The following is a 25,753-nucleotide window of genomic DNA, read 5'->3' as shown; positions in this document are numbered from 1 at the left end:
AACATGATCGCCATCGGCGGTGTGATCGGCGCCGGACTGTTCGTGGGATCCAGCGTGGCCATCCGCGCCACCGGCCCCGCCGTGTTCGTCACCTACGCGCTCTGCGGCGCGCTGATCGTGCTGGTGATGCGCATGCTCGGCGAGATGGCCGCCGCGAACCCTGTGACCGGTTCGTTCGCCGACTACGCGGCGCAGGCCCTCGGCGGCTGGGCCGGGTTCTCCGTCGGCTGGCTGTACTGGTACTTCTGGGTGATCGTCGTGGGGTTCGAGGCGGTGGCCGGCGGCAAGGTCGTCAACTACTGGTTCCACGCGCCGCTGTGGCTGACGTCGCTGTGCCTGATGACGTTGATGACCGCGACGAACCTGTTCTCGGTGTCGTCCTTCGGCGAGTTCGAATTCTGGTTCGCCGGAATCAAAGTGGCGACCATCGTGGCGTTCCTGCTGCTCGGCGCGGCGTTCGCCTTCGGGCTCGTGCCCGGCCACCCGATGGACTTCTCCAACCTCACCGCCCACGGCGGGTTCTTCCCCAGGGGTGTGGGTGCGGTGTTCACCGCGATCGTGGTGGTGGTCTTCTCGATGACCGGCACCGAGGTGGTCACCATCGCCGCGGCCGAAAGTCGTGACCCCGAACGCGCGGTGCAGCGGGCGATGAACTCCGTGCTGGCGCGGATCGGGGTCTTCTTCGTCGGCTCGGTGTTCGTGATCGTGGTGGTGTTGCCGTGGAACGCCGTGCAGCCCGGCAGTTCCCCCTATGTGGCGGCGTTGCGGCACATGGGGATTCCCGGCGCCGACCAGTTCATGAACGCGGTGGTGCTCACCGCGGTGCTGTCGTGCCTGAACTCGGGCCTGTACAGCTCGTCGCGCATGCTATTCACCCTGGCCACCCGCGGCGAGGCGCCGGCCCGCCTGGTCAAGATCAGCGCGCGCGGGGTTCCCGCGCTGGCCATCCTGGGTTCCTCGGGGGTGGGGTTCGGTTGCGTCGTCATGGCGTGGGTCGCGCCCGACACGGTGTTCATCTTCCTGGTGAATTCCTCGGGCACCATCGTCCTGTTCGTCTACGTGCTGATCGCGGTGTCCCAGATCGTGCTGCGCCGCCGGACGCCGCCCGAGCGGCTGCCGGTGAGGATGTGGTTGTACCCGGTGCTGTCGCTGCTGACGGTGGCCGGACTCGTCGCGGTGCTGGCGCGCATGGCGTTCGATCCGGCGGCGCGCAGCCAGTTCTGGCTCGGCCTGCTGTCCTGGGCCGTCGTGATCGCGCTGTACGTTCTCGCCCGGTGGCGGCGCGGCCGGCGCGACCCGCAGACCGCGGCGCCGGCCGCCCCGGCGCACGTCCCCGCCGGGCGGCGCCCGAAACCGTTGGGCGACTGTGCGAACTAGGCGCAGTGGGCCGCGGGATCATCCGGTCGCGCAGGATGCCGCTCTGGGCGAAGCGGCCGATCGAGTCGAAGGCCACGCCCGTCACGGGCCTTCCGCCGCGGACGACGTCGCTGCGCAGCGCGACGAGCGAGACGGCGTGGTGCGAGAAGTCGACGACGGCGTTGGCGGGTGCGCTGTGCAGCGTTACCCGGCGCTCGAGGATCGCGGTGATCCGCATCGCGCGTTCTCAGGGGGTCCGAGTCAGCAGCACTGCCTGCTCGAACGGCAGTCTCCGGAAAATCGGCTGCCACCGGGGAGCGACGTGCTCCGCCGCCTCGGCCTTCGGCACCACGCGCGGGTCGATCACACCAAAAGCCTTACCGTAGCGGCGCATCCGCCCGCCTCCCGCGGCGGTGAGGTTCTTGAGCCAGTCGCGGTCGGGGCCGTAGGTCAACAGGATGGCCACGCCGGGCTTGCCGTCGATCTCGGCGCTGAAGACGGTGACAGGCGTGCGGTACGGCTTGCCCGAGCGCCGGCCGGTGTGCTCGACGATGGCGAACGTGGGAGCCCAGCCGGCCCACATCCGCTGCACGGGGTTGGTGACACGTCGGTTGAAGCGAGCGAGCCCTTGCGGAAGTTGCATACCGACATCCAACTCGCCGGCGGCGGCCGACATCAACAGCTGTCGCGCGCATCCACGGGCAAAGGGGGGCTAATGCTCGCGGGCATGGCCGACTCGCCGGGTGACAAGGCCGCACAGCGCGCCGCGGAACTGTCGCGCCGGGAACGGGACCTTGCCGCCCACCGGCCCGTCACCGAGGAGGACGTCAAGCGCGCCGCGCACGCCCACGAGCGCGCCGCCGAGGCCCACGAGCTGGCGGTCGAGGAGGGCCTGGGCGACGTCGCCGCCCACCGGCTGGCGGCCGAAGGGGAACGCGAGGCCGCGCGCCGCGACCTGACGACGGCCCAGGAGGCCGATCGCCAATACCCCGATTGACCTGCGCAGGTCGCCAGCGGCGAGTGCGGGCGGGCATGATGTAGCCGGTCTGCTACACCCTGTAGTGGACCGGGTCAAGACGGCTGGGACACTGGTGGCCATGGGTAGTTCGGAGCAGACGACGACGTCGACCGCGGTTTCCGCGCGTCTGTTCGCGGATGCCTGCGCCGTCATCCCTGGCGGGGTGAACTCCCCGGTCCGCGCCTTCGCCGCCGTCGGCGGCACCCCGCGGTTCATCACCGAGGCGAGCGGCTGCCGGCTCACCGACGCCGACGGCAACCGCTACGTCGACCTGGTCTGCTCCTGGGGGCCGATGATCCTCGGCCACGCCCACCCCGCGGTCGTCGACGCCGTCGCCACCGCCGCCGCTTCCGGCCTGTCGTTCGGCGCGCCCACGCCGGCCGAGAGCGAGCTGGCCGCCGAGATCATCGGGCGGGTGTCGGCCGTCGAGCGGATCCGGTTGGTGAACTCCGGCACCGAGGCCACGATGAGCGCGGTGCGGCTGGCCCGCGGGTTCACCGGCCGGGCCAAGCTCGTCAAATTCTCCGGCTGCTACCACGGCCACGCCGACGCGTTGCTGGCCGACGCCGGCTCCGGGGTGGCGACGCTGGGCCTGCCGTCCTCGCCCGGGGTCACCGGGGCGGCCGCGGCCGACACTATCGTGTTGCCCTACAACGACATCGAGGCCGTCCGGCAGACGTTCGCCCGGTTCGGCGAAGAGATCGCGGCGGTGATCACCGAGGCCAGCCCGGGCAACATGGGCGTCGTGCCGCCGGCGCCCGGCTACAACGCGGCGCTGCGCGCGATCACCGCCGAGCACGGGGCGCTGCTGATCTCCGACGAGGTGATGACGGGGTTCCGGGTCAGCCGAAGTGGTTGGTACGGAATCGATCCCGTCGCCGCCGACCTGTTCACGTTCGGCAAGGTGATGAGCGGCGGGCTGCCCGCCGCGGCGTTCGGCGGCCGGGCGGAGGTGATGGAACGGCTGGCGCCGCTGGGGCCGGTGTACCAGGCCGGGACGTTGTCGGGGAACCCGGTCGCGATGGCCGCCGGTCTGGCCACGCTGCGGGCCGCCGACGACGCGGTCTACGCCGCGCTGGACGCCAACGCCGACCGCCTGACCGCGCTGCTCTCCGAGGCGTTGACTGAAGCCGGTGTGCCGCATCAGATTCCCCGCGCCGGCAACATGTTCAGCGTCTTCTTCACCGACGCGCCGGTGACCGACTTCGCCGCCGCGCGCGCCAGCGAGACCTGGCGCTTCCCCGCCTTCTTCCACGCCCTGCTCGACGCGGGCGTCTACCCGCCGTGCAGCGCGTTCGAGGCGTGGTTCGTCTCGGCCGCGCTGGACGAGGGCGCCTTCGACCGGATCGCGGCGGCGCTTCCGGGTGCCGCCCGCGCGGCCGCCGCGCAGGACGGACCCCATGGCTGAGAAAACCCGGGTGCATGTGATCCGCCACGGCGAGGTGCACAATCCCAGCGGGATCCTCTACGGCCGGCTGCCCGGATTCCGCCTGTCGGAGCGGGGGAGGGCGCAGGCGGACGCGGTCGCCGACGCGCTGGCCGGTCGCGACATCGCGGCGGTGATCGCCTCCCCGCTGCAGCGGGCGCAGGAAACCGCCGCCCCCATCGCCGCCAGGCACGACCTGCCCGTGGACACCGATCCCGACCTCATCGAGTCGGCCAACTTCTTCGAGGGCCGCCGCGTGAGCCCGGGCGATGGCGCCTGGCGCGACCCGCGGTTCTGGTGGCGGCTGCGCGACCCGTTCACCCCGTCGTGGGGCGAGCCGTACGCCGAGATCGCTGCGCGGATGAGCAGCGCGGTGGACAAGGCGCGCGCCCGCGGCGCCGGCCAGGAGGTGGTGTGCGTGAGCCATCAGCTGCCGGTGTGGACGCTGCGGCTGCACGTCACCGGCAGGCGGCTCTGGCACGACCCGCGGCGGCGGGAATGCGGGCTCGCCTCGGTCACCACGCTCGTCTACGACGGCGACCGGCTGGTCGACGTCGAGTACTCCGAGCCGGCGGCGCCGTGATCGTGCGCCGGCGACGATGCAGAGCAAAGCGATGAGGAGGAGTGGCGCCTTGGTCGTGCGAGGGCTGGCGATGGTCGCGATGATGCTGGCGGGCCTGCTCGCCGGCTGCACCGGTCGCGACGCGGTGGCCCAGGGCGGCACCTTCGAGTTCGTCTCGCCCGGCGGCAAGACCGACATCTACTACGACCCGCCGTCCAGCCGCGGCCGCCCGGGCCCGCTGTCCGGGCCGGACCTAGCCGACCCGGCGCGCATGCTGTCGCTGAACGACTTCGCCGGCCGCGTCGTCGTCGTCAACGTGTGGGGACAGTGGTGCGGTCCGTGCCGGGCCGAGATCGGCCAGCTGCAGCGGGTCTACGACGCCACCCGCGACGCGGGGGTGTCCTTCCTGGGCATCGACGTCCGCGACAACAGCCGCCAGGCCGCGCTGGACTTCGTCGACGACCGGCACGTGACCTACCCGTCGATCTACGACCCGGCGATGCGCACGCTCATCGCGTTCGGCGGCAAGTACCCCACCACCGTCATCCCGTCCACCCTGGTGCTGGACCGCCGGCACCGCGTCGCGGCGGTGTTCCTGCGGGAGCTGCTCGCCCAGGACCTGCAGCCCGTCGTGGAGCGGGTGGCCCACGAGTCCCCGGCCGGCCAGGCCGCGCCGCGATGAGCGGCTTCGCCCACCTCGCCGCCGCCGGCCCGCTGGTGGTGGCCCTCGGCGTGTGCCTGCTCGCCGGGCTGGTGTCGTTCGCCTCACCGTGCGTGGTGCCGCTGGTGCCGGGTTACCTGTCGTATCTGGCGGCCGTGGTCGGGGTGGACGAGCAGCCGCCGCCGGGCGCCACCGAGGCCCCGCCGGGCGCCCGGTGGCGGGTCGCGGGGTCGGCGGCGTTGTTCGTCGCCGGGTTCACGACGGTGTTCGTGCTGGGCACCGTCGCCGTGCTCGGCATGACGACCACGCTGATCACCAACCAGCTGCTGCTGCAGCGGGCGGGCGGCGTGCTGACCATCGTGATGGGGTTGGTGTTCGTCGGCCTGATCCCGGCGCTGCAGCGCCAGGCGCGGTTCAGCCCGCGGCGGTTCACCACCGTCGCCGGCGCGCCGCTGCTCGGCGCGGTGTTCGCGCTGGGCTGGACGCCGTGCCTGGGTCCGACGCTGACCGGGGTGATCACGCTGGCCTCGGCCACCCAGGGCGCCGACGTCGCCCGCGGGATCGTGCTGGTCATCGCCTACTGCCTGGGGCTGGGGATCCCGTTCGTGGCGCTGGCGTTCGGCTCGGCGGGGGCGGTGGCGGGCCTGGGCTGGCTGCGGCGGCACACCCGGGCCATCCAGATGTTCGGCGGCGCGCTGCTGATCGCGGTCGGCGCGCTGCTGGTCACCGGGGCGTGGAACGACTTCGTGTCGTGGCTGCGCGACGCGTTCGTCTCCGACGTGAGGCTGCCGATTTGAGCGCCGTACTCGCCTGGGCGCGCAACACCTGGCGCGCGTTGACCTCGATGGGCACCGCGCTGGTGCTGCTGTTCCTGCTCGCGCTCGGCGCGATACCCGGGGCCCTGCTGCCCCAGCGCAGCCTCAACGCCGGCAAGGTCGACGACTACATCAAGTCGCACCCGGTGATCGGCCCGTGGCTGGACCGGCTGCAGGCCTTCGACGTGTTCTCCAGCTTCTGGTTCACCGCCGTGTACGTGCTGCTGTTCGTCTCCCTGGTGGGCTGTCTCACCCCGCGGATGATCGAGCACGCCCGCAGCCTGCGAGCCACGCCGGTGGCCGCGCCGCGCAACCTGGCCCGGCTGCCCAAGCACGCCGTCACCCGCGTCGGGGCCGGCATCGGCGACCTCAACGCACTGGCCAACACGATCGAGGGCCGGCTGCGGGGCTGGCGCACGGCGATCCGGCACGAAGGCGGCACCCCGGGCACCGTCGAGATCTCCGCGGAGAAGGGCTACCTGCGCGAATTCGGCAACCTGGTGTTCCACTTCTCGCTGCTGGGCCTGCTGGTCGCGGTGGCCGTCGGCAAGCTGTTCGGCTACGAGGGCAACGTGATCGTCATCGCCGACGGCGGACCTGGCTTCTGCTCGGCCTCCCCGGCCGCGTTCGACTCGTTCCGCGCCGGCAACACCGTCGACGGCACGTCGCTGCACCCCATCTGCATCCGGGTGGACGACTTCGCGGCCCACTACCTGCCGTCGGGGCAGGCCACCTCCTACGCCGCCGACATCGACTACCAGGCGGGCGGAGACCTGAGCGCCGACGCGTGGCACCCGTACCGGCTGGAGGTCAACCATCCGCTGCGCGTCGGCGGCGACCGCGTCTACCTGCAGGGCCACGGGTACGCGCCCACCTTCACCGTGATATTCCCGGGCGGGCAGACCCGCACGTCGACCGTGCAATGGCGGCCCGACAACCCGCGCACCCTGTTGTCGTCGGGCGTGGTGCGCATCGACCCGCCCGCCGGCAGCTACCCCGACGCGACGGAACGCCGCCAGCACGAGATCGCTATCCAGGGCCTGCTCGCGCCGACCGAGCAGCTCGATGGCACCCTTTTGTCGTCGCGGTTCCCGGCTCTGAACGCCCCGGCGGTGGCCATCGACGTCTACCGCGGCGACACCGGCCTGGACAGCGGGCGGCCCCAGTCGCTGTTCACGCTGGACCCGCGGCTACTGCAACAGCACCGGCTGACCCGGGAGAAGCGGGTCAACCTACGCCCCGGCCAGGAGGTCCGGATCGAGGCGGGCCCGGCGGCGGGCACCGTCGTGCGGTTCGACGGCGCGGTGCCGTTCGTCAACCTGCAGGTGTCCCACGATCCCGGCCAGGCCTGGGTGCTGGTGTTCGCCATCACGATGATGGCGGGGCTGGTCGTGTCGTTGCTGGTGCGACGCCGCCGGGTCTGGGTGCGTCTGAGCCCCGCCGGCGAAACCGACCCCGGTACGGTGAACGTCGAACTGGGTGGTCTGGCACGCACCGACAACTCCGGATGGGGCGACGAGTTCGAGCGGCTGAGCGAGCGGTTGCTCGCCGGACTGGACGCGGCCCCCGAGGCCGCCAAGAGGAGTCTTCAGGTGGACGTCACATGAACACCCTGCACGTCAACATCACGCTGGCACGGTACTCGGACTGGGCATTCACCTCGGCCGTAGTGGCCCTGGTGGTGGCGTTGCTGCTGCTCGCCGTCGAGCTGGCCTACGCGGGCGGGCGGCGCGTGGACCGCCGCGAGCGGGTGCTCGCCGGTGCCGTCGGCGTCGACAGCGCCGTTCCCGGCATCGTGGACGACGTCCCCCGGCGGCCGTTCGACGAACGCACCGGGCGGGCCGGGCTGGCCGTGGTCTACCTCGGCATCGGGCTTCTGGTGGCGTGCGTCGTGCTGCGCGGTCTGGCCACCCTGCGCCCGCCGTGGGGCAACATGTACGAGTTCATCAACCTGACCTGCCTGTGCGGCCTGCTCGCCGGCGCCGTCGTGCTGCGCCGCCCGCAGTACCGCCCGCTGTGGGTCTTCCTGCTGGTGCCGATCCTGATCCTGCTGACGGTTTCGGGCCGCTGGCTCTACACCAACGCGGCCCCGGTGATGCCCGCGCTGCAGTCCTACTGGCTGCCCATCCACGTGTCGGTGGTCAGCCTCGGGTCGGGGGTGTTCATGGTCGCCGGCATCGCCAGCGTCCTGTTCCTGCTGCGGACGTCGCGGCTGGGGCACCCCGAGACCGAGGGCACCCTGGCCCGGCTCGTGCAGCGGTTCCCGGACGCCCAGACGCTGGACCGCATCGCCTACCGCACCACGATCTTCGCGTTCCCGGTGTTCGGCTTCGGCGTGATCTTCGGCGCCATCTGGGCCGAGGAGGCCTGGGGCAGGTATTGGGGCTGGGACCCCAAGGAGACGGTGTCGTTCGTCGCGTGGGTGGTGTACGCGGCCTATCTGCACGCCCGGTCGACCGCGGGGTGGCGGGACCGGAAAGCGGCCTGGATCAACGTCGTGGGGTTCGTGGCGATGGTCTTCAACCTGTTCTTCGTTAATCTGGTGACCGTGGGCCTGCACTCGTATGCGGGGGTGGGCTGACAGCTGGTCTGACAGTGGGCAAAACGACCCGCATAACCGATCGAGGGGGAGTGCACGTGTCCGACGAGCCGACGACGGGCGTGGAATCGCCCGACCAACCCACCAGGCAGTTTACCCCGCAGGACTCTGTCGAACCCCAGGCCGCGTCGCCGCCCGAGCCGGGCGGCGACGCGCCGACTCGCGCCTTCGTCGGCTTCCGCACGGAGCGGCGGGGCTCCGGCAGGCAGGAGCCGCCCCCCTCGGGCGGTATGCCGCAGTGGGAACCGACCCCGGCGACCGGCATGAGGCGGGTCGACCCGACGGCCTACGGCGCCTACTACACCGGACCGATCGATGCGGGGCCCACCGCGGTCCACGCCGCGCCGGCGGCCCCGTCGGGTCTGCGCCGTCCCGAGCCGCTGCCGCACACGCCGTACCCGGAGCTGTCCACCAGCATGCTGTTGCGCCCGGTGAAGCCCCCGCCCACCGAGGGTTGGCGCCGGCTGCTGTACGTGCTGTCCAACGGGCTGATCAACGTGGGCGAGGGTGCCCGGGCCGCCCGCTACAACAACCTGGTGGCCCAGGTCAACCGGCCGCTGCGGGGTTGCTACCGGATCGCGCTGCTGTCGCTGAAGGGCGGGGTGGGCAAGACCACGATCGCCGCGACGCTGGGGGCGACGTTCGCCGAGATCCGCGGCGACCGGGTGGTGGCCGTCGACGCCAACCCGGACCGTGGCACCCTGAGCCAGAAGGTGCCGCTGGAGACGGCGGCGACGGTGCGCGAGATGCTGCACGACGCCGGGAGTATCGCGCGCTACAGCGACGTTCGCCGGTACACCTCGAAAGGGCCGAGCGGGCTGGAAGTGCTGGCGTCGGAGACCGATCCGTCCGTGTCGGAGGCGTTCAGCGCCGCCGACTACGACCGCACCCTCGAGATCCTGGAACGGTTCTATGGCCTGGTGCTCACCGACTGCGGCACCGGGCTGCTGCACTCGGCGATGTCGTCGGTGCTGGACAAGGCCGACGTGCTGGTCGTCGTCAGCTCGGGATCGATCGACGGCGCGCGCAGCGCCTCGGCGACGCTGGACTGGCTGGACGCCCACGGCCACGAGGACCTGGTCCGCGATTCGATCGCCGTGATCAACGCGGTGCGCCCGCGCACCGGCAAGGTCGACATGAACAAGGTGGTCGACCACTTCTCGCGGCGCTGCCGCGCCGTGCGCATCGTGCCGTTCGACCCGCATCTCGAGGAGGGCGCCGAGATCAACCTGGACCGGTTGCGGCGGGGGACCCGCGAGGCGCTCGTCGAACTGGCGGCCGTCGTTGCCGACGGGTTCGGCGGCGACCAGCGCAACCCGGGTCTGGGCTGAGCGGCTAGCGAGGGTTGTTGTCCCCGTGGCCTAATCGCCGGAGGAAGTCGGGATCGTCGTCGGGTCCGATGACGCGGGTCTTCGGGCGGCTGTTCTGCAGCCGCGCCGCGCGCCAGCCAACGTAGATCAGGGTCCCCAGGATCAGCACGACGAGCAGGTAGAGCACTCAACACCTCCTGCAGCGAATATACCCGCGTCGTAGGCTCGACCCGTGGCAGCAGAGCCTGGCCCAGAAGGCACCGAAAGCACGGAAAGCACCGGACACCGGGGCGGCGGCATGATCGGCGGTGTCCTGCCTTACGCGGCAGCGCGGTTGCTGCTGGTGGCCGTGCTCACCGGGGTGATCTACGGGATCGCCCGACTGCTGGGGATCGCGCAGTTCCCCGTCATCGTCGCCGCGTTGTTCGCGTTGATCATCGCGATGCCGCTGGGCATCTGGTTGTTCAGCCCGCTGCGCCGGCGGGCCACCGCCGCGCTCGCGACGGCCGGGGAACGCCGCCGCCGGGAACGAGAACAGCTGCAAGCCCGCCTGCGCGGCGAGGACGTCGACGAGGACTAGGGAAGCGCACACCCGGTCAGCGCACCAGCGTCAAGGCCAGCGCCACCGCGACCGCCCACACGATCATCGCCAGGCCGGTGTCGCGCAGCACCGGGATCAGCGCCGGGCCGCCGCGGCCCGATCGCACCGGGCCCGCGGCCCGCAGCGCCAGCGGCGTGGCCACCAGGCCCGCCGCGCACCACGGCGTGGCCGCCGTCAACACCAGGGTCAGCGCCCCGGCGGTCACCAGCAGCGCCTGGTACAGCGTGCGGGTGCGGGCGTCGCCGAGACGCACCGCCAGCGTGATCTTGTGCGACTGCGCGTCGGTGGGGATGTCGCGCAGGTTGTTGGCCACCAGCACCGAGGACGACAGCGCCCCCGTCGACACCGCCAGCACCAGCCCCACCCAGTCCACCCGCAGCGCCTGGGTGTACTCGGTGCCCAGCACCGCGACCAGGCCGAAGAACACGAACACCGCGACCTCGCCGAAACCGGCGTAGCCGTAGGGCTTCGACCCGCCGGTGTACAGCCAGGCCCCCGCGATGCAGGCGGCGCCGACCGCGATCAGCCACGGCGCGGACAGCAGCGCCAGCGCCACACCCGCGACGGCGGCCACCGTCAGGCTGGCCACCGCCGCGGTCAGCACCGCGCGCGGCGCCGCCAGCCGCGCCCCGACCAGCCGCACCGGGCCGGCGCGGTCGTCGTCGGTGCCGCGGACGCCGTCGGAGTAGTCGTTGGCGTAGTTGACGCCGACGGTCAGCGCGACCGCGACGGCCAGCGCCAGCAGCGCCTTCCACCACACCGCGGCGTGCAGCCACGCCGCGGCGCCGGTTCCGGCGACCACGGGCGCCACCGCGTTGGGCAGCGTCCGCGGCCGCGCACCCGAGATCCACTGCCCGAAACTGGCCATGAAAATATCCTGCAACATCCTGCAACATCCCGCCGAAGGGCCATGCACCAGAATGGGCGGATGCTCGGGGTGATCGGCGGCAGCGGCTTCTACACGTTTCTCGAATCCGACGTTCGCACCGTCACCGTGGACACCCCCTACGGCCGGCCCAGCGCCCCGGTCACCCTCGGCACGGTCGGCGGGCACGAGGTCGCGTTCCTGCCCCGCCACGGCGCCACTCACGAGTTTTCGGCGCACACCGTGCCCTACCGGGCCAACATGTGGGCGCTGCGCAAGCTCGGGGTGCGCCGCGTGTTCGGCCCGTGCGCCGTCGGTAGCCTCGACCCGGCCAACGGTCCCGGCACGGTCGTCGTGCCCGACCAGCTGGTCGATCGCACGAGCGGCCGCCTCGACACCTACTTCGACTCCGGCGGCATCCACGTCGACTTCGCCGATCCGTACTGCCCGACCTTGCGCGCCGCCGTCACCGGCCTGCCCGACGTGGTCGACGGCGGCACCATGGTGGTGGTCCAGGGTCCGCGGTTCTCGACCCGGGCCGAGAGCCGGTGGTTCGCCTCGGCCGGGTTCGGCCTGGTCAACATGACCGGCTACCCGGAGTCGGTGCTCGCTCGTGAACTCGAAATGTGTTATGCCACGATAGCTTTGGTCACCGACCTGGATGCCGGGGTCGCGGTCGGGGAGGGGGTGAAGACCGCCGAGGTGTTCGCGCAGTTCCAGCGCAACGTCGAGCTGTTCAAGAAGCTGGTGCGCGAGGCGATCGCGCGGGTGGCCTCCGAACGCAACTGTACCCACTGCCTGCCGCACACCGGCGTCACGCTGCCCGTCGAGCTGCCGTGAGGGTGCTGCTGACCGGCGCGGCCGGTTTTATCGGGTCGCGGGTCGAGGCGGCGCTGCGGGCCGAGGGTCACGACGTGGTGGGCGTCGACGTGCTGCTGCCGGCCGCGCACGGCCTGGACGCGGTCCTGCCGCCCGGGTGCCACCGCGTCGACGTCCGCGACGCCGACGCGCTGGCCCCGCTGCTGGCCGGCGTCGACCTCGTGTGCCATCACGCCGCGATCGTGGGGGCCGGCGTGGACGCCGCGGACGCGCCCGCCTACGGCGGACACAACGACCTGGCCACCACGGTGCTGCTCGCGCAGATGTTCGCGGCCGGCGTGCGCCGCCTGGTGCTCGCGTCGTCGATGGTGGTGTACGGGCAGGGGCGCTACCACTGCCCCGAACACGGGCCCGTCGACCCGCTGCCGCGGCGGCGCGCCGACCTGGACGCCGGAGTCTTCGAGCACCGCTGTCCGGTCGGCGGTGAGGAGTTGCGGTGGCGCCTCGTCGACGAGGACGCCGCCCTGCGGCCGCGCAGCCTGTACGCCGCCAGCAAGACCGCGCAGGAGCACTACGCGCTGGCGTGGTCGGAGGCGACGGGCGGGTCGGTGGTGGCGCTGCGCTACCACAACGTCTACGGCCCCGGGATGCCGCGGGACACCCCCTATTCGGGGGTGGCGGCCATCTTCCGGTCCTCGCTGGAAAAAGGAGAACCGCCAAGGGTTTTCGAGGACGGCGGCCAGATGCGTGACTTCGTCCACGTCGACGACGTGGCGGCCGCGAACGTGGCCGCCGCGGCGAGCGACCGCGGGGGCTTCCTCGCGGCCAACGTATGCTCGGGGCGGCCGATCTCCATCATGGAGGTGGCGACGGCGCTGTGCGCCGCCCGCGACGGTGCGTCGGCGCCGGTGGTGACCGGCCAGTACCGCAGCGGCGATGTGCGCCACATCGTCGCGGATCCGGCCCGCGCCGCCGAAGCTCTGGGCTTCCGGGCGGCCATCGAGCCGCGAAACGGGCTGCGCGACTTCGCTTTCGCGCCCCTGCGCGGCTGAATCCGGGTCAGTTCTGCCCGATCGGGGCGCACGGCGCCGTCCACCCCCGACTACTTCGTGTCGTGCGGGGCCCGGAAGATCCTGGGCTTCGGCACGGGGATCTGCCGCGTGGCCGAGTCCTCGCCCCGGAAGATCCGCGGGCCGGGCCCTGCCTGCGGAATCACGGTGGTGGGGTGCTCCGCGCCGGCGCCGGGTGCGCCGGTCGGGATCCGCGTCGTCGCCGCCGCCGACGGCGGGGCCGGGCGGGGCACCCGGACGCGGGTGGTCGGTGCCGCCGACGGCCGGCGGCCGCCGGCCGGGGCGGCGCGCTTCCGGCGCCGGTGGCGTCCGGCGACGATCGCCGCGGCCAGGATGCACAGGGCCAGCCCGCACAGCGTCACGTCGAAGACGCTGGTGATCTGCTGGGCGAGATCGTTGCCGTACACCGGGTTCCGCGCGGTCGCGTTGGGCGGCTCCTGGAACCGCGGCGCCAGCGCGACACCCAGCACGACGCGCGAGACGCTCAGCGTGGCGACGAGCCCGCACAGCGACGACACCAGGCGCGCCGAGACCGCGTCGTTGGCCAGGTTGACGCGCAGCCAGATCGCCAGGGTCGCGGTGACCAGGTCGAAGCCGGCCAGCACCATGCTGTCGTACCGGGAGAACGGGTAGTTCAGGCTGACCGCGACGGCGAGGTCGGTGAGCCGCATGGCCATCGACCCCAGGCACCAGACGGCGATCAGCGCCAGGCCGTTGCGCGCCGCCGCCCGCCAGGCGTTCGCCTCGGTCGTGCGCGCGCCCCGGTGGTCCAGGAACGTCCGTGGCGCGAACACCGCCGCCGCCGCCGCCCACGCCAGGTAGCCCTCGAACCCGACGCCGGCCGTCGAGGTGTTCTGCGCGATGCCGTGGAATGCGTCGACGTCACGGCCGACGGGCAGGATCCACACCAGGACGCCGGCGACCGACGCCGACACCCCGAGCGCCACGGTGGCCAGCCGGGACGCCTTGGTGGTGCGGACGAGCCACGTGGAGGCGACGAGGACGGCGACCAGGGCCACCACGCCGTAGACCACCGCGCTCGTGATGACCGCGATGTTCTGTTTGCCGAACCCGGCGCCGCCCAGCGCGTACTTCACCCGCCAGAACAGGTTGAAGCCGAAGCTCAGCGCCGCCCCGAGCATCGACGCGTAGCCGATGACCCGGACGGCGGGGAACTTGGTGTCCGCCGACGCGGGGCTCACCGGTTGCGTGCTCAGCAGCGCGCCGGCCACACCGAGCCACGCCCCCGGCCCGACCCCGCCCGGCACCTGAACGGTGCCGGCGAAACGGACCGTCTCGAACACGTCGAACCCGACGAAAGCCAGCACCAGCAGCAGATAGGGGACGTTGCCGCCCGCGCGAAACCGGCCCGCCACGGCGGGGTGGGACCGCAGCGGGCCCAGCCGCGTCACGCCCAGCGCCAGCAGCGACAGTACGGTTACCGCGATCAGCACGGCGAACACGGCGCCGCTGGTGCCGGGGATGCCGAGCCCGAAATAGAGGTTCCACGGCAGCAGCGGCGCGACGACGAGCAGGCCGGCGGCCGTCAGGTCGCGGGTCCGCGACCACCCGCCCGCCGGCCCCGGCGCGGTGGCGGCCGCCGGGGCCCGGTGCACGGCGGCCCCGGGTATGCGCTGCGTCTGCCCGCCGATGGGGCCGGTAGGCGTGTCGTCGCTGCTGTGGCTCACGAGGCCCCCCGGGTCTCAAGGACGGTTACCGCCGGCGCGGGTTCGGTGGTGCGGCCGGGGCACACCCCGGCGGGCCGACTGCGTTGCTCGCTTGCGACCATAGTCTCCGTTCGGACGCCGCGGCGATGGCTCTCCGCGGGTGTCGTTGCGGCGACCGCGCCGTCGTTCGCCGACGCTGGTTACGCTGCGCTCGTAGGCGAACTGATAATGCCGACGGTATCGCAGTGTAGTGATGCCGGGACATTGCTGGCTGCGGGGTCGCCAGCCGAAGGAGAGCCGGGATGGACGTCGTTTTGGGGGTCGCGGTCACAGGCCCCGTTGCCCGCTTGGCCCTGCTGGGGCCGGACGGCAATGACGTGATCGACCAGTCCGTCGTCGACCTCGAGGACAACCCGGTCGGGAAGCTGACCGAGACCGTGGTCGGCACGAACCGGCTCCTGGCCGACGAGAGTCACCGCCTGGTTGGCACCCGGCTGTGCTGGGCGGACCAGCCCAAGGCGGAACAGCTGCGGCGGGCGCTGGAAGATTCCGGTGTCCTCAACGTCGGGGTGCTCTCGGAGTCGCAGGCGGTCGCGGCGCTGATGCGGGCGGCCGGGCGGCCCGGCGCCGCGTTGGTGGTCGACGACGAGACGGCGACGCTGTCGCTGGTGGGCTCCGGTCCCGGGGACGTCGACGCGCCGCCGACGCTGTTGGCGTCGGGGCCGCTCGCCGGCGGCGATGCCACCGCCACGTTCGACACGCTGCTGGCCAGGCTCGGTGAGCACCCCGACGCTCCCGGCGAGGTCTACCTGGTCGGCGCGTCCGATCGCGCTTCGTCCGACCTGACCCGCATCGCCGGCCAGTTGGGCGATGCCACCACCCGGGTGCAGATTCCCGAAGACCCGACGTTCGCCCTGGCCCGGGGTGCGGCGCTGGCGGCGGCCCCGGCCGCCGGCGCGCCGGACGCCACGCGCGCCGCGCCGGTGCCGGGCGGCGACGAAACCACGATGATGGCCAGCGGCGACGCGACCGCCCTGGCGCCCGCGGCCGAGCCGGACGCGGAGGAACAGCAGCTGGCCTACTCGATGGCCGGCGACTCCGAGCTGTTGCCGGCTTTCGAGGAATACGGCGACGAGTACGACTACGACGACGCCGCCGCGGGCCGGGCGCCCCTGAACCGGCGCGCGCTGCTGATCGGCAACGCCGTCATCGCGTTCGCTGTCATCGGGTTCGCGTCACTGGCCGTCGCGGTGGCGATCGCGGTGCGGCCGACCGCGAGCCAGGAGCCCGTGGTCGGACACCAGAACGCCGCCCCCGGCAAGTTCATGCCGTTGTTGCCGACGCAGCAGCAGGCCCCGGTGCCGCCGCCGCCTCCCGAGGCGCCCAACGCCGGGTTCCAGGGCGGCACCATCTCGGCCCCGGCGAACGGCGGCGGGGCCCCGCAGCCGGTGTCGCCACCGGCCGGGGGCGGGACGCCGGGCGGGCCCGCTCCGAACGCGCCGGCCGTGCCGAGCGGGCCGGGTTTCGTGCCCAACCCCCTGCCGAATATGCCGATTCCCGTCCCGATCCCCATCCCGTTCCCGGGCTGGCAGCCGCCATACCCGAACCCGCCGACCACGAATCCCGCCCCGCCCACGACGTCGAACCCGCCGACCACGTCGAACCCGCCGACCACGTCGAACCCGCCGACCACGTCGAACCCGCCGACCACGTCGAACCCGCCGACCACGTCGAGCGCGCCGACCACGTCGAGCGCGCCGACCACGTCGAACCCGCCCACGACGTCGAACCCGCCGACGACGTCGAACCCGCCGACGACGTCGAGCGCGCCCACGACGTCGAGCGCGCCGACCACGTCGATGGCGCCGGTGACCCCCACCGAGGCGCCGTCGACGGTTCCGGGCACCCAACCCACGACCCAGGCGCCGGTGCCGACGTACACGCAGCCCCAGACCCAGGCGCCCCAGACCCAGGCGCCCCAGACCCAGGCGCCCCAGACCCAGGCGCCCCAGCCGGTGGCGCCCCAGCCGGTGGCGCCGAAGCCGCAGACCCCGCAGGGGTCGGGCGGCGCCGGCGGCGGTCGCCACGGGTTCGGGTTCTGAGCGGCCACCCATGGCGGAGCCTGACGCGGTCACGGTGGTGCTGCCGTGTCTCGACGAGGAGGAGTCGCTGCCGGCGGTGCTGGCGGCCATCCCCGAGGGGTACCGGGCGCTGGTCGTGGACAACAACAGCACCGACGACACCGCCGCCGTCGCGCGGTGCCACGGCGCCCGGGTGGTCGCCGAGCCGCGGCCCGGTTACGGGTCGGCGGTGCACGCGGGGGTGGTCGCCGCGGCGACCCCCATCGTGGCGGTCATCGACGCCGACGGCTCGCTGGACCCCCGCGACCTCCCGCGGCTGGTCGCCGCGCTCGACGGCGCCGACCTGGTGATCGGCCGGCGCCGCCCCGTGCCGGGGCTGCACTGGCCGTGGGTCGCGCGGCTGGGCACCGTGGTGATGAGCTGGCGGCTGCGCACCCGGCACGGCCTGCCGGTCCACGACATCGCGCCGATGCGGGTGGCTCGGCGCGATGCGCTTCTGGCCCTGGGAGTCGCCGACCGACGGTCCGGTTATCCGCTCGAGCTGTTGGTCCGCGCCGCGGCGGCCGGCTGGCGCGTGGTCGAACTGGACGTCGCCTACGGTCCGCGGACGGGCGGCAAATCCAAGGTCAGCGGTTCGCTGCGGGGCAGCCTCATCGCGATCCTGGACTTCTGGAAGGTCATCTCGTGATCCGCCCGGTGACGTTGCTGGTCGTCGCCAAGGCGCCGCAGCCCGGCCTGGCCAAGACGCGGCTGGCCGCCACGGTCGGCGAACGGGTCGCCGCCGACATCGCTGCCGCCGCGCTGCTGGACACGCTGGACGCCGTGGCCGCCACGCCGGTGGCCGCGCGGGTGGTCGCGCTCACCGGCGACCTGGACTCCGCCGCGGGGGCCGCCGAGATCCGGCGGCGGCTGGATTCGTTCACCGTGATCGCGCAGCGCGGCGAGGACTTCGGCGACCGGCTCGCCAACGCCCACGCCGATTCGGCGCAGGGGTATCCGGTGCTGCAGATCGGGATGGACACCCCGCAGGTGAGCGCCGCGTTGCTGGCCGGTTGCGCCGACCGACTGCTCGGTGCGCCGGCCGTGCTCGGCCCCGCCCACGACGGCGGCTGGTGGGCGCTCGGGGTGGCGACGCCGGCGATGGCCGAGTGCCTGCGCACCGTCCCCATGTCGCACCCCGACACCGGACAGCTCACTCTGAAGGCCTTGCACGCCAACGGGATCGACGTTACAGTTGTAGAACAACTGGCCGACTTCGACGTCGTCGGTGATGTCGCCGCAGTGCGAGCGGCGTGCACAACCGACACCCGTTTCGCGCGGGCTACCCGCGCGGCCGGGCTCTAACCGAGGTAGCGGCATTCCAGCGGTGGGCGCCGGGGAAGCCCATTGTGATGGCACCGCAGAACGGAACCCCCGATGTCCCCCAGCATCATCGGCCACGCCGGCGTCCTAGCCGCCGCCGTCGTGGTGCTCACCGGCGGCGCGTGGCTACGCGGCGGCGTGGCGGTGGCCGACCCGAACGAGGACGCGCAGTTTCTGGCTCTCCTCGAACAAGAACAGATTCCCGCACTCGAGGGCGTGCCGAGCCTGATCGCCACGGCCCACAAGATCTGCGGCAAGCTCGACCGCGGCGTGACGGTGAACGCCGTCATCGACGACATGAAGGACCACGCGCTCACCGGCCCGGCCGGACACCGCTTCCCCGACCGCCGTGTCATGTCCACGATCACCCGGTTCATCACCGCGTCGGTCGAGGCCTACTGCCCCGGCGACCACGGCAAGATCGTCTCCATCACGGCCTATGCCGCCCGGGCGCGCGGTCCGGCCGTGCATCCCGTCTCGCTGCTCACCCCGGTGCTTCCGGTCGGGGACCTCGCCCCGAACCCGCCGGAGATTCCGGCGCCACCCCCGGACGCGCCGACCCTGGCACCGGCGCCCCGGCCGATCGCGGTACCGCCCCCGCCGAAGCGGCCACCGCCGACCGTCCCAGCGCCGGGCGGCACCCGCGGCGGCGGCCAGGGCGGCGCTCCCGCGGACCCGTCGCCGCCCATGCCGCCGGGCTGGGTCAGGCTCGCACCCTGAGACGGGATCCGGCGCCTACCAGTTCGTGACGATCACGGTGTTCACCAGCAGCGCGCCGGCGGCGTTGACCGCCAGCCACACGCGATGCGACCGCACCGGCAGCAGCGCGGGCGCGGCGGTGAGCCAGACGGTGAACGGCAGCCAGATCCGTTCCACCTCGGCCTTGCTCAGCGTGGTCGCGTCCGCGGCGACGACGGCGGCCAGCGCCCCCAGCAACACCAGATGCAACCCGCAGCGGCGCCGGATCGCGGCCACGTCGAACACCCGGGTCAGCCCGGCCACGCTGCCCAGCCCGATCGCGCACACCACGCACGCCAGGTTGGCCCACCACCAGTAGGCGAACGGCCGATCCTTGGCGATGCCCTGCCAATAGCGTTGCTGCACAAGGGTGTAGCCCTCGAACCAGGAGAACCCGGCGACGGCGAACACCGCCGCCACCGCCAGCGCCGCCGCCGCGGCGGCGCCCAGGGCTCGCAGTGCCGCCGGCCGGCCGGCCGCCGACGCCAGCACCGCCAGCGCCGGCAGCCCCATCAGCATCAGGCCGTAACTGAGGAAGACCCCCCAGCCGAGCAGCAGGCCCGCGGCGGCGGCCGCCGCCGCGGGGAACCGGACCGTCCCGTGCACCGCCAGGGCCAGCAGCCCGATGCCCCAGGCCGCGACGCCGGCGAAATAGCCGTCGGCCGACACCGCCACCCAGATCGCCGTCGGGGCCACCGCCACGAACGGCGCGACCCGCCGCGCGGTCGGCTCGCCGGCCAGCGCGCGGATCGCGACGACCATCGCGGCCGCCGCGCTCGAGCCGACCAGCAGGCACAGCAAGCCGGCCCAGGCGCCGCCGTGCAGGCCGATCCGGTCCAGCCACACGAACGTCAGCAGCGCACCCGGGGGATGGCCGGAGACGTGCGTCGTCCAGGAGTGCGGCTGGAAGTCGAGGATGCGGCCGGCGAACGTGTGCAGCGTGGCCGGGATGTCGGTGATGCCCGGCACCTCGTGCAGGTACTCGTCGCGGGTGGTCAACCGGCCGGCGAAGCCGCGCTGCCAGCCGTCGATCATCGCCAGCGCGAACGCCCACGCGCACGCGGCGGCCCAGGTGCCCAGCGTCAGCACCCGCCAGGAAAGCCGTTGCGCCACAGTCGGTCCCCACACCACCGCGGCCACGGCGAGCGCAATGGCCGGTCCGGTGCCCCAGCTCGCGTGGATCTCCCACGCCCCGAAGATCGGCGCCGACCCGGCGTGCGTGGCGAATCGCTCCGGCCCGACCCCCAGCAGGGGTTTGACCCCCAGATGCAGGCGCGGCAGCACGAACGCGGCCACCACCAGGGTCGCCCCGGCCGCAACCGCCACCGCCTCCCGGGCAAACTCCCGCAGCGCAGTCTTCACGGTCGACAAGCCTATTGACCGGGGGAGAACCGCCGCACCAGCGCCCGCCGGTCGAGCTTGCCGATGCCGCGGCGCGGCAGCTCGTCGACGACGTGCAGTTCGCGCGGCGCCGCGGTGGCGTCCAGGGTGCGCGCCACGTGCGCCCGCAGCGCCTCCAGCGTCGGCGGAGCGCAACCGTCGGCGGGCACCACCGCGGCGACCACCCGCTGGCCCAGCCGGTCGTCGGGCAGGCCGAACACCGCGCACTCGCGCACGGCGGGGTGGGTGTCCAGCGCCGCCTCGACGGGCTGCGGCAGCACCGTCAGCCCGCCGGTGCTGATCGCGTCGTCGGCGCGGCCCAGCACGCTGAGCACGCCCGCGCCGTCGAGGACGCCGAGGTCCTCGGTGAAAAACCAGCCGGGCTCGGCGAACGGGTCGCCGACGACCGGGTTGCGGTAGCCCTTGGCCAGCGTCGCGCCCCCGATGACGACGCGCCCGTCGCCGCTCACGCGCACCCGGACACCGTCGAGCGGCACGCCGTCGTACACGCAGCCGCCCGCGGTCTCGCTCATCCCGTAGGTGCGCACCACCGTGACGCCGGCCGCCGCCGCGGCGTCCAGCACCCGAGCCGGTGCCGGCCCGCCGCCGAGCAGCACGGCGTCGAGGTCGGCGAGGGCGGCCGCGGCCGCCGGGTCGGCGAGCGCCTTGGCCAGCTGGGCGGCGACCAGCGAGGTGTAGCGGCGGCCGGGGCCCAGCCGCCGGATCGCGCCGGGCAGTTCGGCGGTTTCGAAGCCGGCCGAGACGTCGAGTTCGACGGGCTCCGCGCCGGCCAGCAGGCTGCGCACCACCACCTGGATCCCCGCGATGTGATGCGGCGGCAGGGCCAGCAGCCAGGCGCCCGGCCCCCCGAGCCGATCATGGGTGGCCGACGCGCTGGCCCGCAGGGCGGCGGCGGTCAGCAGGGCGCCCTTGGGCGCACCGGTGGTGCCCGACGTGGTCGCGACGAGCGCCACGTCGTCCTCGACGTCCTCGTCGACCCGCAACGCGCGCAGCGCCGCCGGGTCGGGATCGGCCGGCACGGCGAGTAGCGGAGGTCCACCCCCGGCCAGCACCCGTTCCAGGGCGGGCAGCAGCACGCCGGCGGCGCGGCCCGCCGGGACGCCGAGTGCGCGCAGGACTGCTATGGGCGTTCTCCCGCGTCCTGCTCGGCGTCGAACGGCCAGCCCTGCTCGGCCAAGCGCGCCCGCACTCGCTCGACGTCCTGCGGCGAGGGTAGCTCGTCGGTGATCTGGGTGATCGCCACGCCGATGTCGATGTCGTCGAGTTCGTCGCGCCGGATCAGTTCGTTGGCCACGGCGATGACCTCGTCGTTGCTCAACCGGCGCGTGAGCAGGGCGAGCACCGCGAAGGTGTCGGTCGGTGGGACGCCCTCAGGGTAGCCGGCGCGCAGCCAGGCCACGATCGAGCTGAGGAATCCGTTCACTGTGCAACCTGTTCCGGGCGGTGGGCTCGGCTTCGGCGGAGACCGAATCCGATGCTACTTGGTCTTTGCTCCGAGGAACGGATACCCGGTGTGGTGCGCGATGAAATCGCGGGAGATGTAGGCCAGGGCGAACAGGATGACCACGACCACCAGCGCGTAGATCGCCCACGCGAGCGCGGTCAGCGCCGGGTTGCGCTGCGGGGCGGCGCCGTTGGTGCTGACCTCCCCGGCGCCCATGGCGTGCAGCCGCAGTCCGACGGCGAACAGCCCCGGCAGCGCGGCGCCGGCCAGCATGCTGAACACCAGGATCTTCAGGGAGGCCTCGTAGTTGAACCACTCGCTGAAGCCGCTCATGACAGGTTCCCCGCACCGACCGTGGGGTCGTCGGAACCGGAACGGGGCGGCACGCCGGTGCCGGTCGGTGGTATGACGTCGGTGGGCGGCGGTATCTTCTCGGCGGCGTCGAGGCCGGCGGTCAGGCTGCCCTCCCATTCGGCGTTGACGTTCTTGTGGTCGACCTTGACCTTGCGCGACCGGACGTAGATGACCGCCGAGACGGCGACGAGCAGCCCGAAGCCGATGATCGCGCCGGGGTAGCCCCCGATGAGGTGGACGATCCAGTAGGTGACCGCGCCGACGAGCCCGGCCAGCGGAAGGGTGACCAGCCACGCGACGACCATCCGGCCGGCCACGCCCCAGCGCACCTCGCCGCCGGGCTTGCCCAGCCCGCTGCCCAGCACCGAACCGGTGCACACCTGCGTCGTCGACAGGGCGTAGCCGAAGTGCGCCGAGAGCAGGATCACCGCGGCCGAGGACGACTCGGCGGCCATACCCTGCGGCGACTGAATCTCGACCAGCCCCTTGCCCAGCGTGCGGATGATCCGCCAGCCGCCCAGGTAGGTGCCCGACGCCATCGCGATGGCGCAGCACACGATGACCCACAGCGGCGGCATCGCGGCGCTCGCGCTGATCGACCCGTAGGAGATAAGAGCCAGGAAAATGATGCCCATCGTCTTCTGCGCGTCGTTGGTACCGTGCGCCAACGAGACCAGCGACGCCGAACCCCACTGGCCGTACCGGAACCCGGCCTCGGTGCGGTCGGCCCGGACGCCGCGGGTGATCCGGTACACCAGCCAGGTCGCGATCGCGCCCACGGCGATGGCCAGGATCGCGGCGACGACGGCCGGGATGAGCACCTTGGACACGATGCCCTTCCAGAGCACGCCATGCCCGCCCACGGCGGCGATCGTGGCGCCGACGATGCCGCCGACCAGCGCGTGCGAGGAACTCGACGGGATGCCGAGCAGCCACGTCATCAGGTTCCAGACGATGCCCCCGACCAGGCCGGCGAAGACCAGCTCCAGCGTCACGATGTGCCCGTCGATCAGCCCCTTGGCGATCGTGGCGGCGACCGCGGTGGACATGAAGGCGCCGACCAGGTTGAGCACCGCCGACAGCCCGACCGCCGCCTTGGGCGCCAGGGCACCACTGGCGATCGACGTCGCCATGGCGTTGCCGGTGTCGTGGAAGCCGTTCGTGAAATCGAAAGCGAGTGCCGTGATTACGACAATGATCAAGAGGAACAGTTGGATGTCCACAGCGCCTGATTCTCGTAGTGGGGGGATTCATTGTCGAACGGAGGAAGACCGCAAATGCGGGTGTAGCTTGAGTGGTCGCCATAAGTTACCTCGTCGTTAACCTGAATTGGGCTCCGGTTCACCACGGGTGTCGCGGCGAAGCGGATGCTCAGGCGGGATTTCGACGAAGATCAGCGTGATGCCGTCCGGGTCGGTCACGTGCATCTCGCGCAGGCCCCACGGTTCCTGGCGCGCCTCGCGAGCAATCGGCACCCCCCGGCCCCGCAGCTCGGCCTGGGTTGCCGCGATGTCGCGGACCTGCAGCCACAGCGCGCCCGGAAACGGTCCCCGGGAATGGTCCGGGGAGCCGTACCCGGCCAGCTCCAGCAGCGACTGCCCGGCGAAAAACACCGTGCCGCCGCCGTAGTCGCGGAAGATCGCCAGGCCGATCTCGTCGCGGTAGAAGCTCAGCGAGCGCTCGTAGTCCGCCGGTCGGAGCAGCATCCGGCTGGCCAGGATCTCCATGGCGTTGTGTCTATCACGTCCGTGTCGCCGCGGCGATGGCCTTCGGTCAGTTCCCGGCCGCGCGGTTGGGCTGGATGCTTTGGCGCTGCATGAGGGCGTTGACCCAGCGCGGGCCGATGGTGTCGAGCGCCTTGGCCGCGATCGCCATCCGGGGCGCGATCCGCACCGGCCGGGTGCGGGCCGCGGTGATCATCCACTCGGCGGCCTCCTCCGGCGTCAGCGCGGGGACCCCCTCGTAGGCCTTCGTCGGGGCGATCATCGGCGTGGCCACCAACGGGTAGTACAAGGTCGTCGAATGCACACCCCGGTGGCCCCATTCGGTCTCGACCACCCGGCTCACCATCGACAGCGCGGCCTTGGAGGCGTTGTAGACCGCGAACAGCGGCGAGGCCTCCGACAGCACGCCCCACGTCGAGACGTTGATGACGTGGCCGTCGCCGCGCTCGAGCATCCCGGGCGCCAAACCGCGGATCAGCCGCAGCGGCGCATAGTAGTTAAGCACCATGGTCCGCTCGACGTCGTGCCAGCGTTCCAGCGACTCGGCCAGCGGCCGGCGGATGGACCGGGCGGCGTTGTTGACCAGGATGTCGATCCCGCCGAGGCGCTGCTGGACGTCGGCGACCAGCGCGTCGACGGCGTCCATGTCCGAGACGTCGCAGGGCATCGCCAGCGCGGTGCCGCCCGCGGTCGTGATCCGTTCGGCCACCGCATCCAGCAACTCTCGGCGGCGGGCGGCGAGCACCACGATGGCGCCGAGGCGGGCGAACCGCTCGGCGGCGGCCTCCCCGATGCCCGAGGAGGCCCCGGTGATCAGAATGCGCTTGCCGGCCAGCTCGATCGGCTTGATCGCGGGCCGGTTGACCAGCACCTGCGGCGCGGCGGGCGGCCGCATGGTCGCCAGCACGAGCTGGTCGGTGAGGCGGCGAAGCGGGCTTTTACTCATCGTGGGGAGTGTAGGCGGCGCCCGCCGGCCCGCTCAGAAGTAGCGCGGGAACGGGCTCCAGTCCGGGGGGCGCTTTTGCAGGAACGCGTCGCGGCCCTCGACGGCCTCGTCGGTCATGTACGCCAGCCGCGTGGCCTCGCCGGCGAACAGCTGCTGGCCCACCAGCCCGTCGTCGAGCAGGTTGAACGCGAACTTCAACATACGTTGGGCCTGCGGCGATTTCGCGTTGATCTCGGCCGCCCACTGCACCGCCACGCGTTCGAGTTCGGCATGGTCGACGACCTCGTTGACCGCGCCCATGTGGTGCATCTGCTCGGCGGTGTACGTGCGGCCCAGGAAAAAAATCTCGCGGGCGAACTTCTGGCCCACCTGGCGCGCCAGGTAGGCGCTGCCGTAGCCGCCGTCGAAACTGCCGACGTCGGCGTCGGTCTGCTTGAAACGGGCGTGCTCGCGGCTGGCCAGGGTGAGGTCGCAGACCACGTGCAGGCTGTGCCCGCCGCCGGCCGCCCAGCCGTTGACCAGGCAGATCACCACCTTGGGCATGAACCGGATCAGCCGCTGCACCTCGAGGATGTGCAACCTGCCCGCGCGGGCCGCGTCAATGGTTTCAGCGGTGTCCCCGCTCGCGTACTGGTAGCCGGATCGCCCGCGGATGCGCTGGTCGCCGCCCGAGCAGAAGGCCCAGCCGCCGTCCTTCGGGGACGGGCCGTTGCCCGTCAGCAGCACCACGCCGACGTCCGGCGACATCCGGGCGTGGTCGAGCGCGCGGTAGAGCTCGTCGACGGTGTGCGGCCGGAACGCGTTGCGCACCTCGGGCCGGTTGAACGCCACCCGCACGGTGGCGTCGGTGTGGCGGTGATAGGTGATGTCGGTCAGGTCGCCGAACCCGCTGATCGGGCGCCATGCCGGAGCGTCAAAAGGGTTGCCGTTCATG

At 72.5% G+C, this 25,753-nt stretch carries 27 protein-coding genes and 2 pseudogenes; 16 read left to right on the top strand and 13 right to left on the bottom strand.

Going from position 1 to position 25,753, the window contains the following annotated elements:
- Nucleotides 1–3 precede the first annotated feature (3 nt).
- Nucleotides 4–1,377: an amino acid permease gene (locus AB8998_RS25855; RefSeq protein WP_369740798.1), complete on the top strand. Its 1,374-nt coding sequence runs from the start codon at nt 4–6 to the stop codon at nt 1,375–1,377.
- 1 nt (nt 1,378) lies between these two features.
- Here the strand turns inward: AB8998_RS25855 and AB8998_RS25850 are convergent.
- Together AB8998_RS25850 and AB8998_RS25845 are read right to left on the bottom strand one after the other, a co-directional pair.
- Nucleotides 1,379–1,594 (bottom strand): annotated as a pseudogene (locus AB8998_RS25850) (mandelate racemase); the annotation flags it as partial.
- A 9-nt stretch (nt 1,595–1,603) separates the two neighbouring features.
- On the bottom strand, nt 1,604–1,999 hold the full coding sequence (locus AB8998_RS25845; protein ID WP_369741768.1) for a nitroreductase family deazaflavin-dependent oxidoreductase: 396 nt from the start codon (nt 1,997–1,999) through the stop codon (nt 1,604–1,606).
- An 84-nt stretch (nt 2,000–2,083) separates the two neighbouring features.
- Between AB8998_RS25845 and AB8998_RS25840 the strand changes: the two genes are divergently transcribed.
- From AB8998_RS25840 to AB8998_RS25805, 8 genes are all read left to right on the top strand, one after another.
- On the top strand, nt 2,084–2,353 hold the full coding sequence (locus AB8998_RS25840; protein WP_369740797.1) for a hypothetical protein: 270 nt from the start codon (nt 2,084–2,086) through the stop codon (nt 2,351–2,353).
- A gap of 100 nt (nt 2,354–2,453) precedes the next feature.
- Nucleotides 2,454–3,782, top strand: coding sequence for a glutamate-1-semialdehyde 2,1-aminomutase (hemL, locus tag AB8998_RS25835; protein WP_369740796.1), 1,329 nt, complete (start codon nt 2,454–2,456; stop codon nt 3,780–3,782).
- A complete protein-coding gene (locus AB8998_RS25830; RefSeq protein ID WP_369740795.1) occupies nt 3,775–4,383 on the top strand; it encodes a histidine phosphatase family protein in 609 nt (202 codons plus the stop codon). The genes hemL and AB8998_RS25830 overlap by 8 nt, the downstream gene beginning before the upstream one ends.
- 49 nt (nt 4,384–4,432) lie before the next feature.
- Nucleotides 4,433–5,044: a TlpA disulfide reductase family protein gene (locus tag AB8998_RS25825; RefSeq protein WP_369740794.1), complete on the top strand. Its 612-nt coding sequence runs from the start codon at nt 4,433–4,435 to the stop codon at nt 5,042–5,044.
- Nucleotides 5,041–5,820, top strand: coding sequence for a cytochrome c biogenesis CcdA family protein (locus AB8998_RS25820; RefSeq protein ID WP_369740793.1), 780 nt, complete (start codon nt 5,041–5,043; stop codon nt 5,818–5,820). Before AB8998_RS25825 ends, AB8998_RS25820 begins: the two co-directional genes overlap by 4 nt.
- Nucleotides 5,821–5,867: 47 nt before the next feature.
- Entirely contained in the window at nt 5,868–7,445 is a 1,578-nt protein-coding gene (gene resB / locus AB8998_RS25815; protein WP_369741767.1) for a cytochrome c biogenesis protein ResB, read from the top strand.
- Complete coding sequence (gene ccsB, locus AB8998_RS25810) at nt 7,442–8,419, top strand: c-type cytochrome biogenesis protein CcsB (RefSeq protein WP_369740792.1); 978 nt, start codon at nt 7,442–7,444, stop codon at nt 8,417–8,419. Before resB ends, ccsB begins: the two co-directional genes overlap by 4 nt.
- A gap of 50 nt (nt 8,420–8,469) precedes the next feature.
- Nucleotides 8,470–9,768: a MinD/ParA family ATP-binding protein gene (locus tag AB8998_RS25805; RefSeq protein ID WP_369740791.1), complete on the top strand. Its 1,299-nt coding sequence runs from the start codon at nt 8,470–8,472 to the stop codon at nt 9,766–9,768.
- A gap of 4 nt (nt 9,769–9,772) precedes the next feature.
- On the opposite strand, the gene AB8998_RS25800 is transcribed toward AB8998_RS25805, so the two are convergent.
- The gene (locus tag AB8998_RS25800) at nt 9,773–9,934 is read right to left on the bottom strand and encodes a hypothetical protein (protein WP_369740790.1); all 162 of its coding nucleotides are present in this window, start codon (nt 9,932–9,934) and stop codon (nt 9,773–9,775) included.
- 111 nt (nt 9,935–10,045) lie between these two features.
- On the opposite strand from AB8998_RS25800, the gene AB8998_RS25795 reads away from it, so the two are divergent.
- Complete coding sequence (locus tag AB8998_RS25795) at nt 10,046–10,327, top strand: DUF4229 domain-containing protein (protein ID WP_369741766.1); 282 nt, start codon at nt 10,046–10,048, stop codon at nt 10,325–10,327.
- 16 nt (nt 10,328–10,343) lie between these two features.
- Here the strand turns inward: AB8998_RS25795 and AB8998_RS25790 are convergent, their stop codons facing one another.
- Nucleotides 10,344–11,216 (bottom strand): 1,4-dihydroxy-2-naphthoate polyprenyltransferase, encoded by an 873-nt coding sequence (locus AB8998_RS25790; RefSeq protein WP_369740789.1) that lies wholly within the window; start codon nt 11,214–11,216, stop codon nt 10,344–10,346.
- Nucleotides 11,217–11,276: 60 nt separating this feature from the next.
- Here AB8998_RS25790 and AB8998_RS25785 point away from each other — a divergent pair, with 60 nt between their 5' ends.
- Nucleotides 11,277–12,053: an S-methyl-5'-thioadenosine phosphorylase gene (locus tag AB8998_RS25785; protein ID WP_369740788.1), complete on the top strand. Its 777-nt coding sequence runs from the start codon at nt 11,277–11,279 to the stop codon at nt 12,051–12,053.
- The gene (locus AB8998_RS25780) at nt 12,050–13,084 is read left to right on the top strand and encodes an NAD-dependent epimerase/dehydratase family protein (RefSeq protein ID WP_369740787.1); all 1,035 of its coding nucleotides are present in this window, start codon (nt 12,050–12,052) and stop codon (nt 13,082–13,084) included. Before AB8998_RS25785 ends, AB8998_RS25780 begins: the two co-directional genes overlap by 4 nt.
- Before the next feature lie 50 nt (nt 13,085–13,134).
- Here the strand turns inward: AB8998_RS25780 and AB8998_RS25775 are convergent, their stop codons facing one another.
- A complete protein-coding gene (locus tag AB8998_RS25775) occupies nt 13,135–14,718 on the bottom strand; it encodes a DUF7937 domain-containing protein (RefSeq protein ID WP_369741765.1) in 1,584 nt (527 codons plus the stop codon).
- Between the two features lie 353 nt (nt 14,719–15,071).
- Between AB8998_RS25775 and AB8998_RS25770 the strand changes: the two genes are divergently transcribed.
- The 4 genes from AB8998_RS25770 (at nt 15,072) to AB8998_RS25755 (ending at nt 18,932) form a co-directional block, all read left to right on the top strand.
- Entirely contained in the window at nt 15,072–16,871 is a 1,800-nt protein-coding gene (locus tag AB8998_RS25770) for a DUF7159 family protein (protein ID WP_369740785.1), read from the top strand.
- Nucleotides 16,872–16,881: 10 nt separating this feature from the next.
- A complete protein-coding gene (locus AB8998_RS25765) occupies nt 16,882–17,538 on the top strand; it encodes a glycosyltransferase family 2 protein (protein WP_369740784.1) in 657 nt (218 codons plus the stop codon).
- The gene (locus tag AB8998_RS25760) at nt 17,538–18,194 is read left to right on the top strand and encodes a TIGR04282 family arsenosugar biosynthesis glycosyltransferase (protein WP_369741764.1); all 657 of its coding nucleotides are present in this window, start codon (nt 17,538–17,540) and stop codon (nt 18,192–18,194) included. The genes AB8998_RS25765 and AB8998_RS25760 overlap by 1 nt, the downstream gene beginning before the upstream one ends.
- A 72-nt stretch (nt 18,195–18,266) precedes the next feature.
- Nucleotides 18,267–18,932, top strand: a complete 666-nt coding sequence (locus AB8998_RS25755) for a DUF732 domain-containing protein (protein ID WP_369740782.1) — start codon at nt 18,267–18,269, stop codon at nt 18,930–18,932.
- 15 nt (nt 18,933–18,947) lie between these two features.
- Here the strand turns inward: AB8998_RS25755 and AB8998_RS25750 are convergent, their stop codons facing one another.
- From AB8998_RS25750 to AB8998_RS25715, 8 genes and pseudogenes are all read right to left on the bottom strand, one after another.
- Nucleotides 18,948–20,300: a hypothetical protein gene (locus AB8998_RS25750; protein WP_369741763.1), complete on the bottom strand. Its 1,353-nt coding sequence runs from the start codon at nt 20,298–20,300 to the stop codon at nt 18,948–18,950.
- A gap of 23 nt (nt 20,301–20,323) precedes the next feature.
- The gene (gene menE, locus AB8998_RS25745) at nt 20,324–21,403 is read right to left on the bottom strand and encodes an o-succinylbenzoate--CoA ligase (RefSeq protein WP_369741762.1); all 1,080 of its coding nucleotides are present in this window, start codon (nt 21,401–21,403) and stop codon (nt 20,324–20,326) included.
- 68 nt (nt 21,404–21,471) lie between these two features.
- Nucleotides 21,472–21,774 (bottom strand): DUF3349 domain-containing protein, encoded by a 303-nt coding sequence (locus tag AB8998_RS25740; RefSeq protein WP_369740781.1) that lies wholly within the window; start codon nt 21,772–21,774, stop codon nt 21,472–21,474.
- 54 nt (nt 21,775–21,828) lie between these two features.
- Nucleotides 21,829–22,128: a hypothetical protein gene (locus AB8998_RS25735; protein WP_369741761.1), complete on the bottom strand. Its 300-nt coding sequence runs from the start codon at nt 22,126–22,128 to the stop codon at nt 21,829–21,831.
- A 10-nt stretch (nt 22,129–22,138) separates the two neighbouring features.
- Nucleotides 22,139–23,372 (bottom strand): annotated as a pseudogene (locus tag AB8998_RS25730) (inorganic phosphate transporter); the annotation flags it as partial.
- 96 nt (nt 23,373–23,468) lie between these two features.
- On the bottom strand, nt 23,469–23,876 hold the full coding sequence (locus AB8998_RS25725; protein WP_369740780.1) for a VOC family protein: 408 nt from the start codon (nt 23,874–23,876) through the stop codon (nt 23,469–23,471).
- Between the two features lie 46 nt (nt 23,877–23,922).
- Nucleotides 23,923–24,819, bottom strand: a complete 897-nt coding sequence (locus AB8998_RS25720) for an SDR family oxidoreductase (RefSeq protein WP_369740779.1) — start codon at nt 24,817–24,819, stop codon at nt 23,923–23,925.
- Between the two features lie 33 nt (nt 24,820–24,852).
- Nucleotides 24,853–25,752 (bottom strand): 1,4-dihydroxy-2-naphthoyl-CoA synthase, encoded by a 900-nt coding sequence (locus tag AB8998_RS25715; protein WP_369740778.1) that lies wholly within the window; start codon nt 25,750–25,752, stop codon nt 24,853–24,855.
- Between the last annotated feature and the right edge of the window lies 1 nt (nt 25,753).

The organism is Mycobacterium sp. HUMS_12744610, from assembly GCF_041206865.1.
Lineage (GTDB): Bacteria > Actinomycetota > Actinomycetes > Mycobacteriales > Mycobacteriaceae > Mycobacterium > Mycobacterium servetii.
Note: the sequence above shows the minus strand (reverse complement) of the source record. Positions and strands in the feature narration are given on the sequence as shown.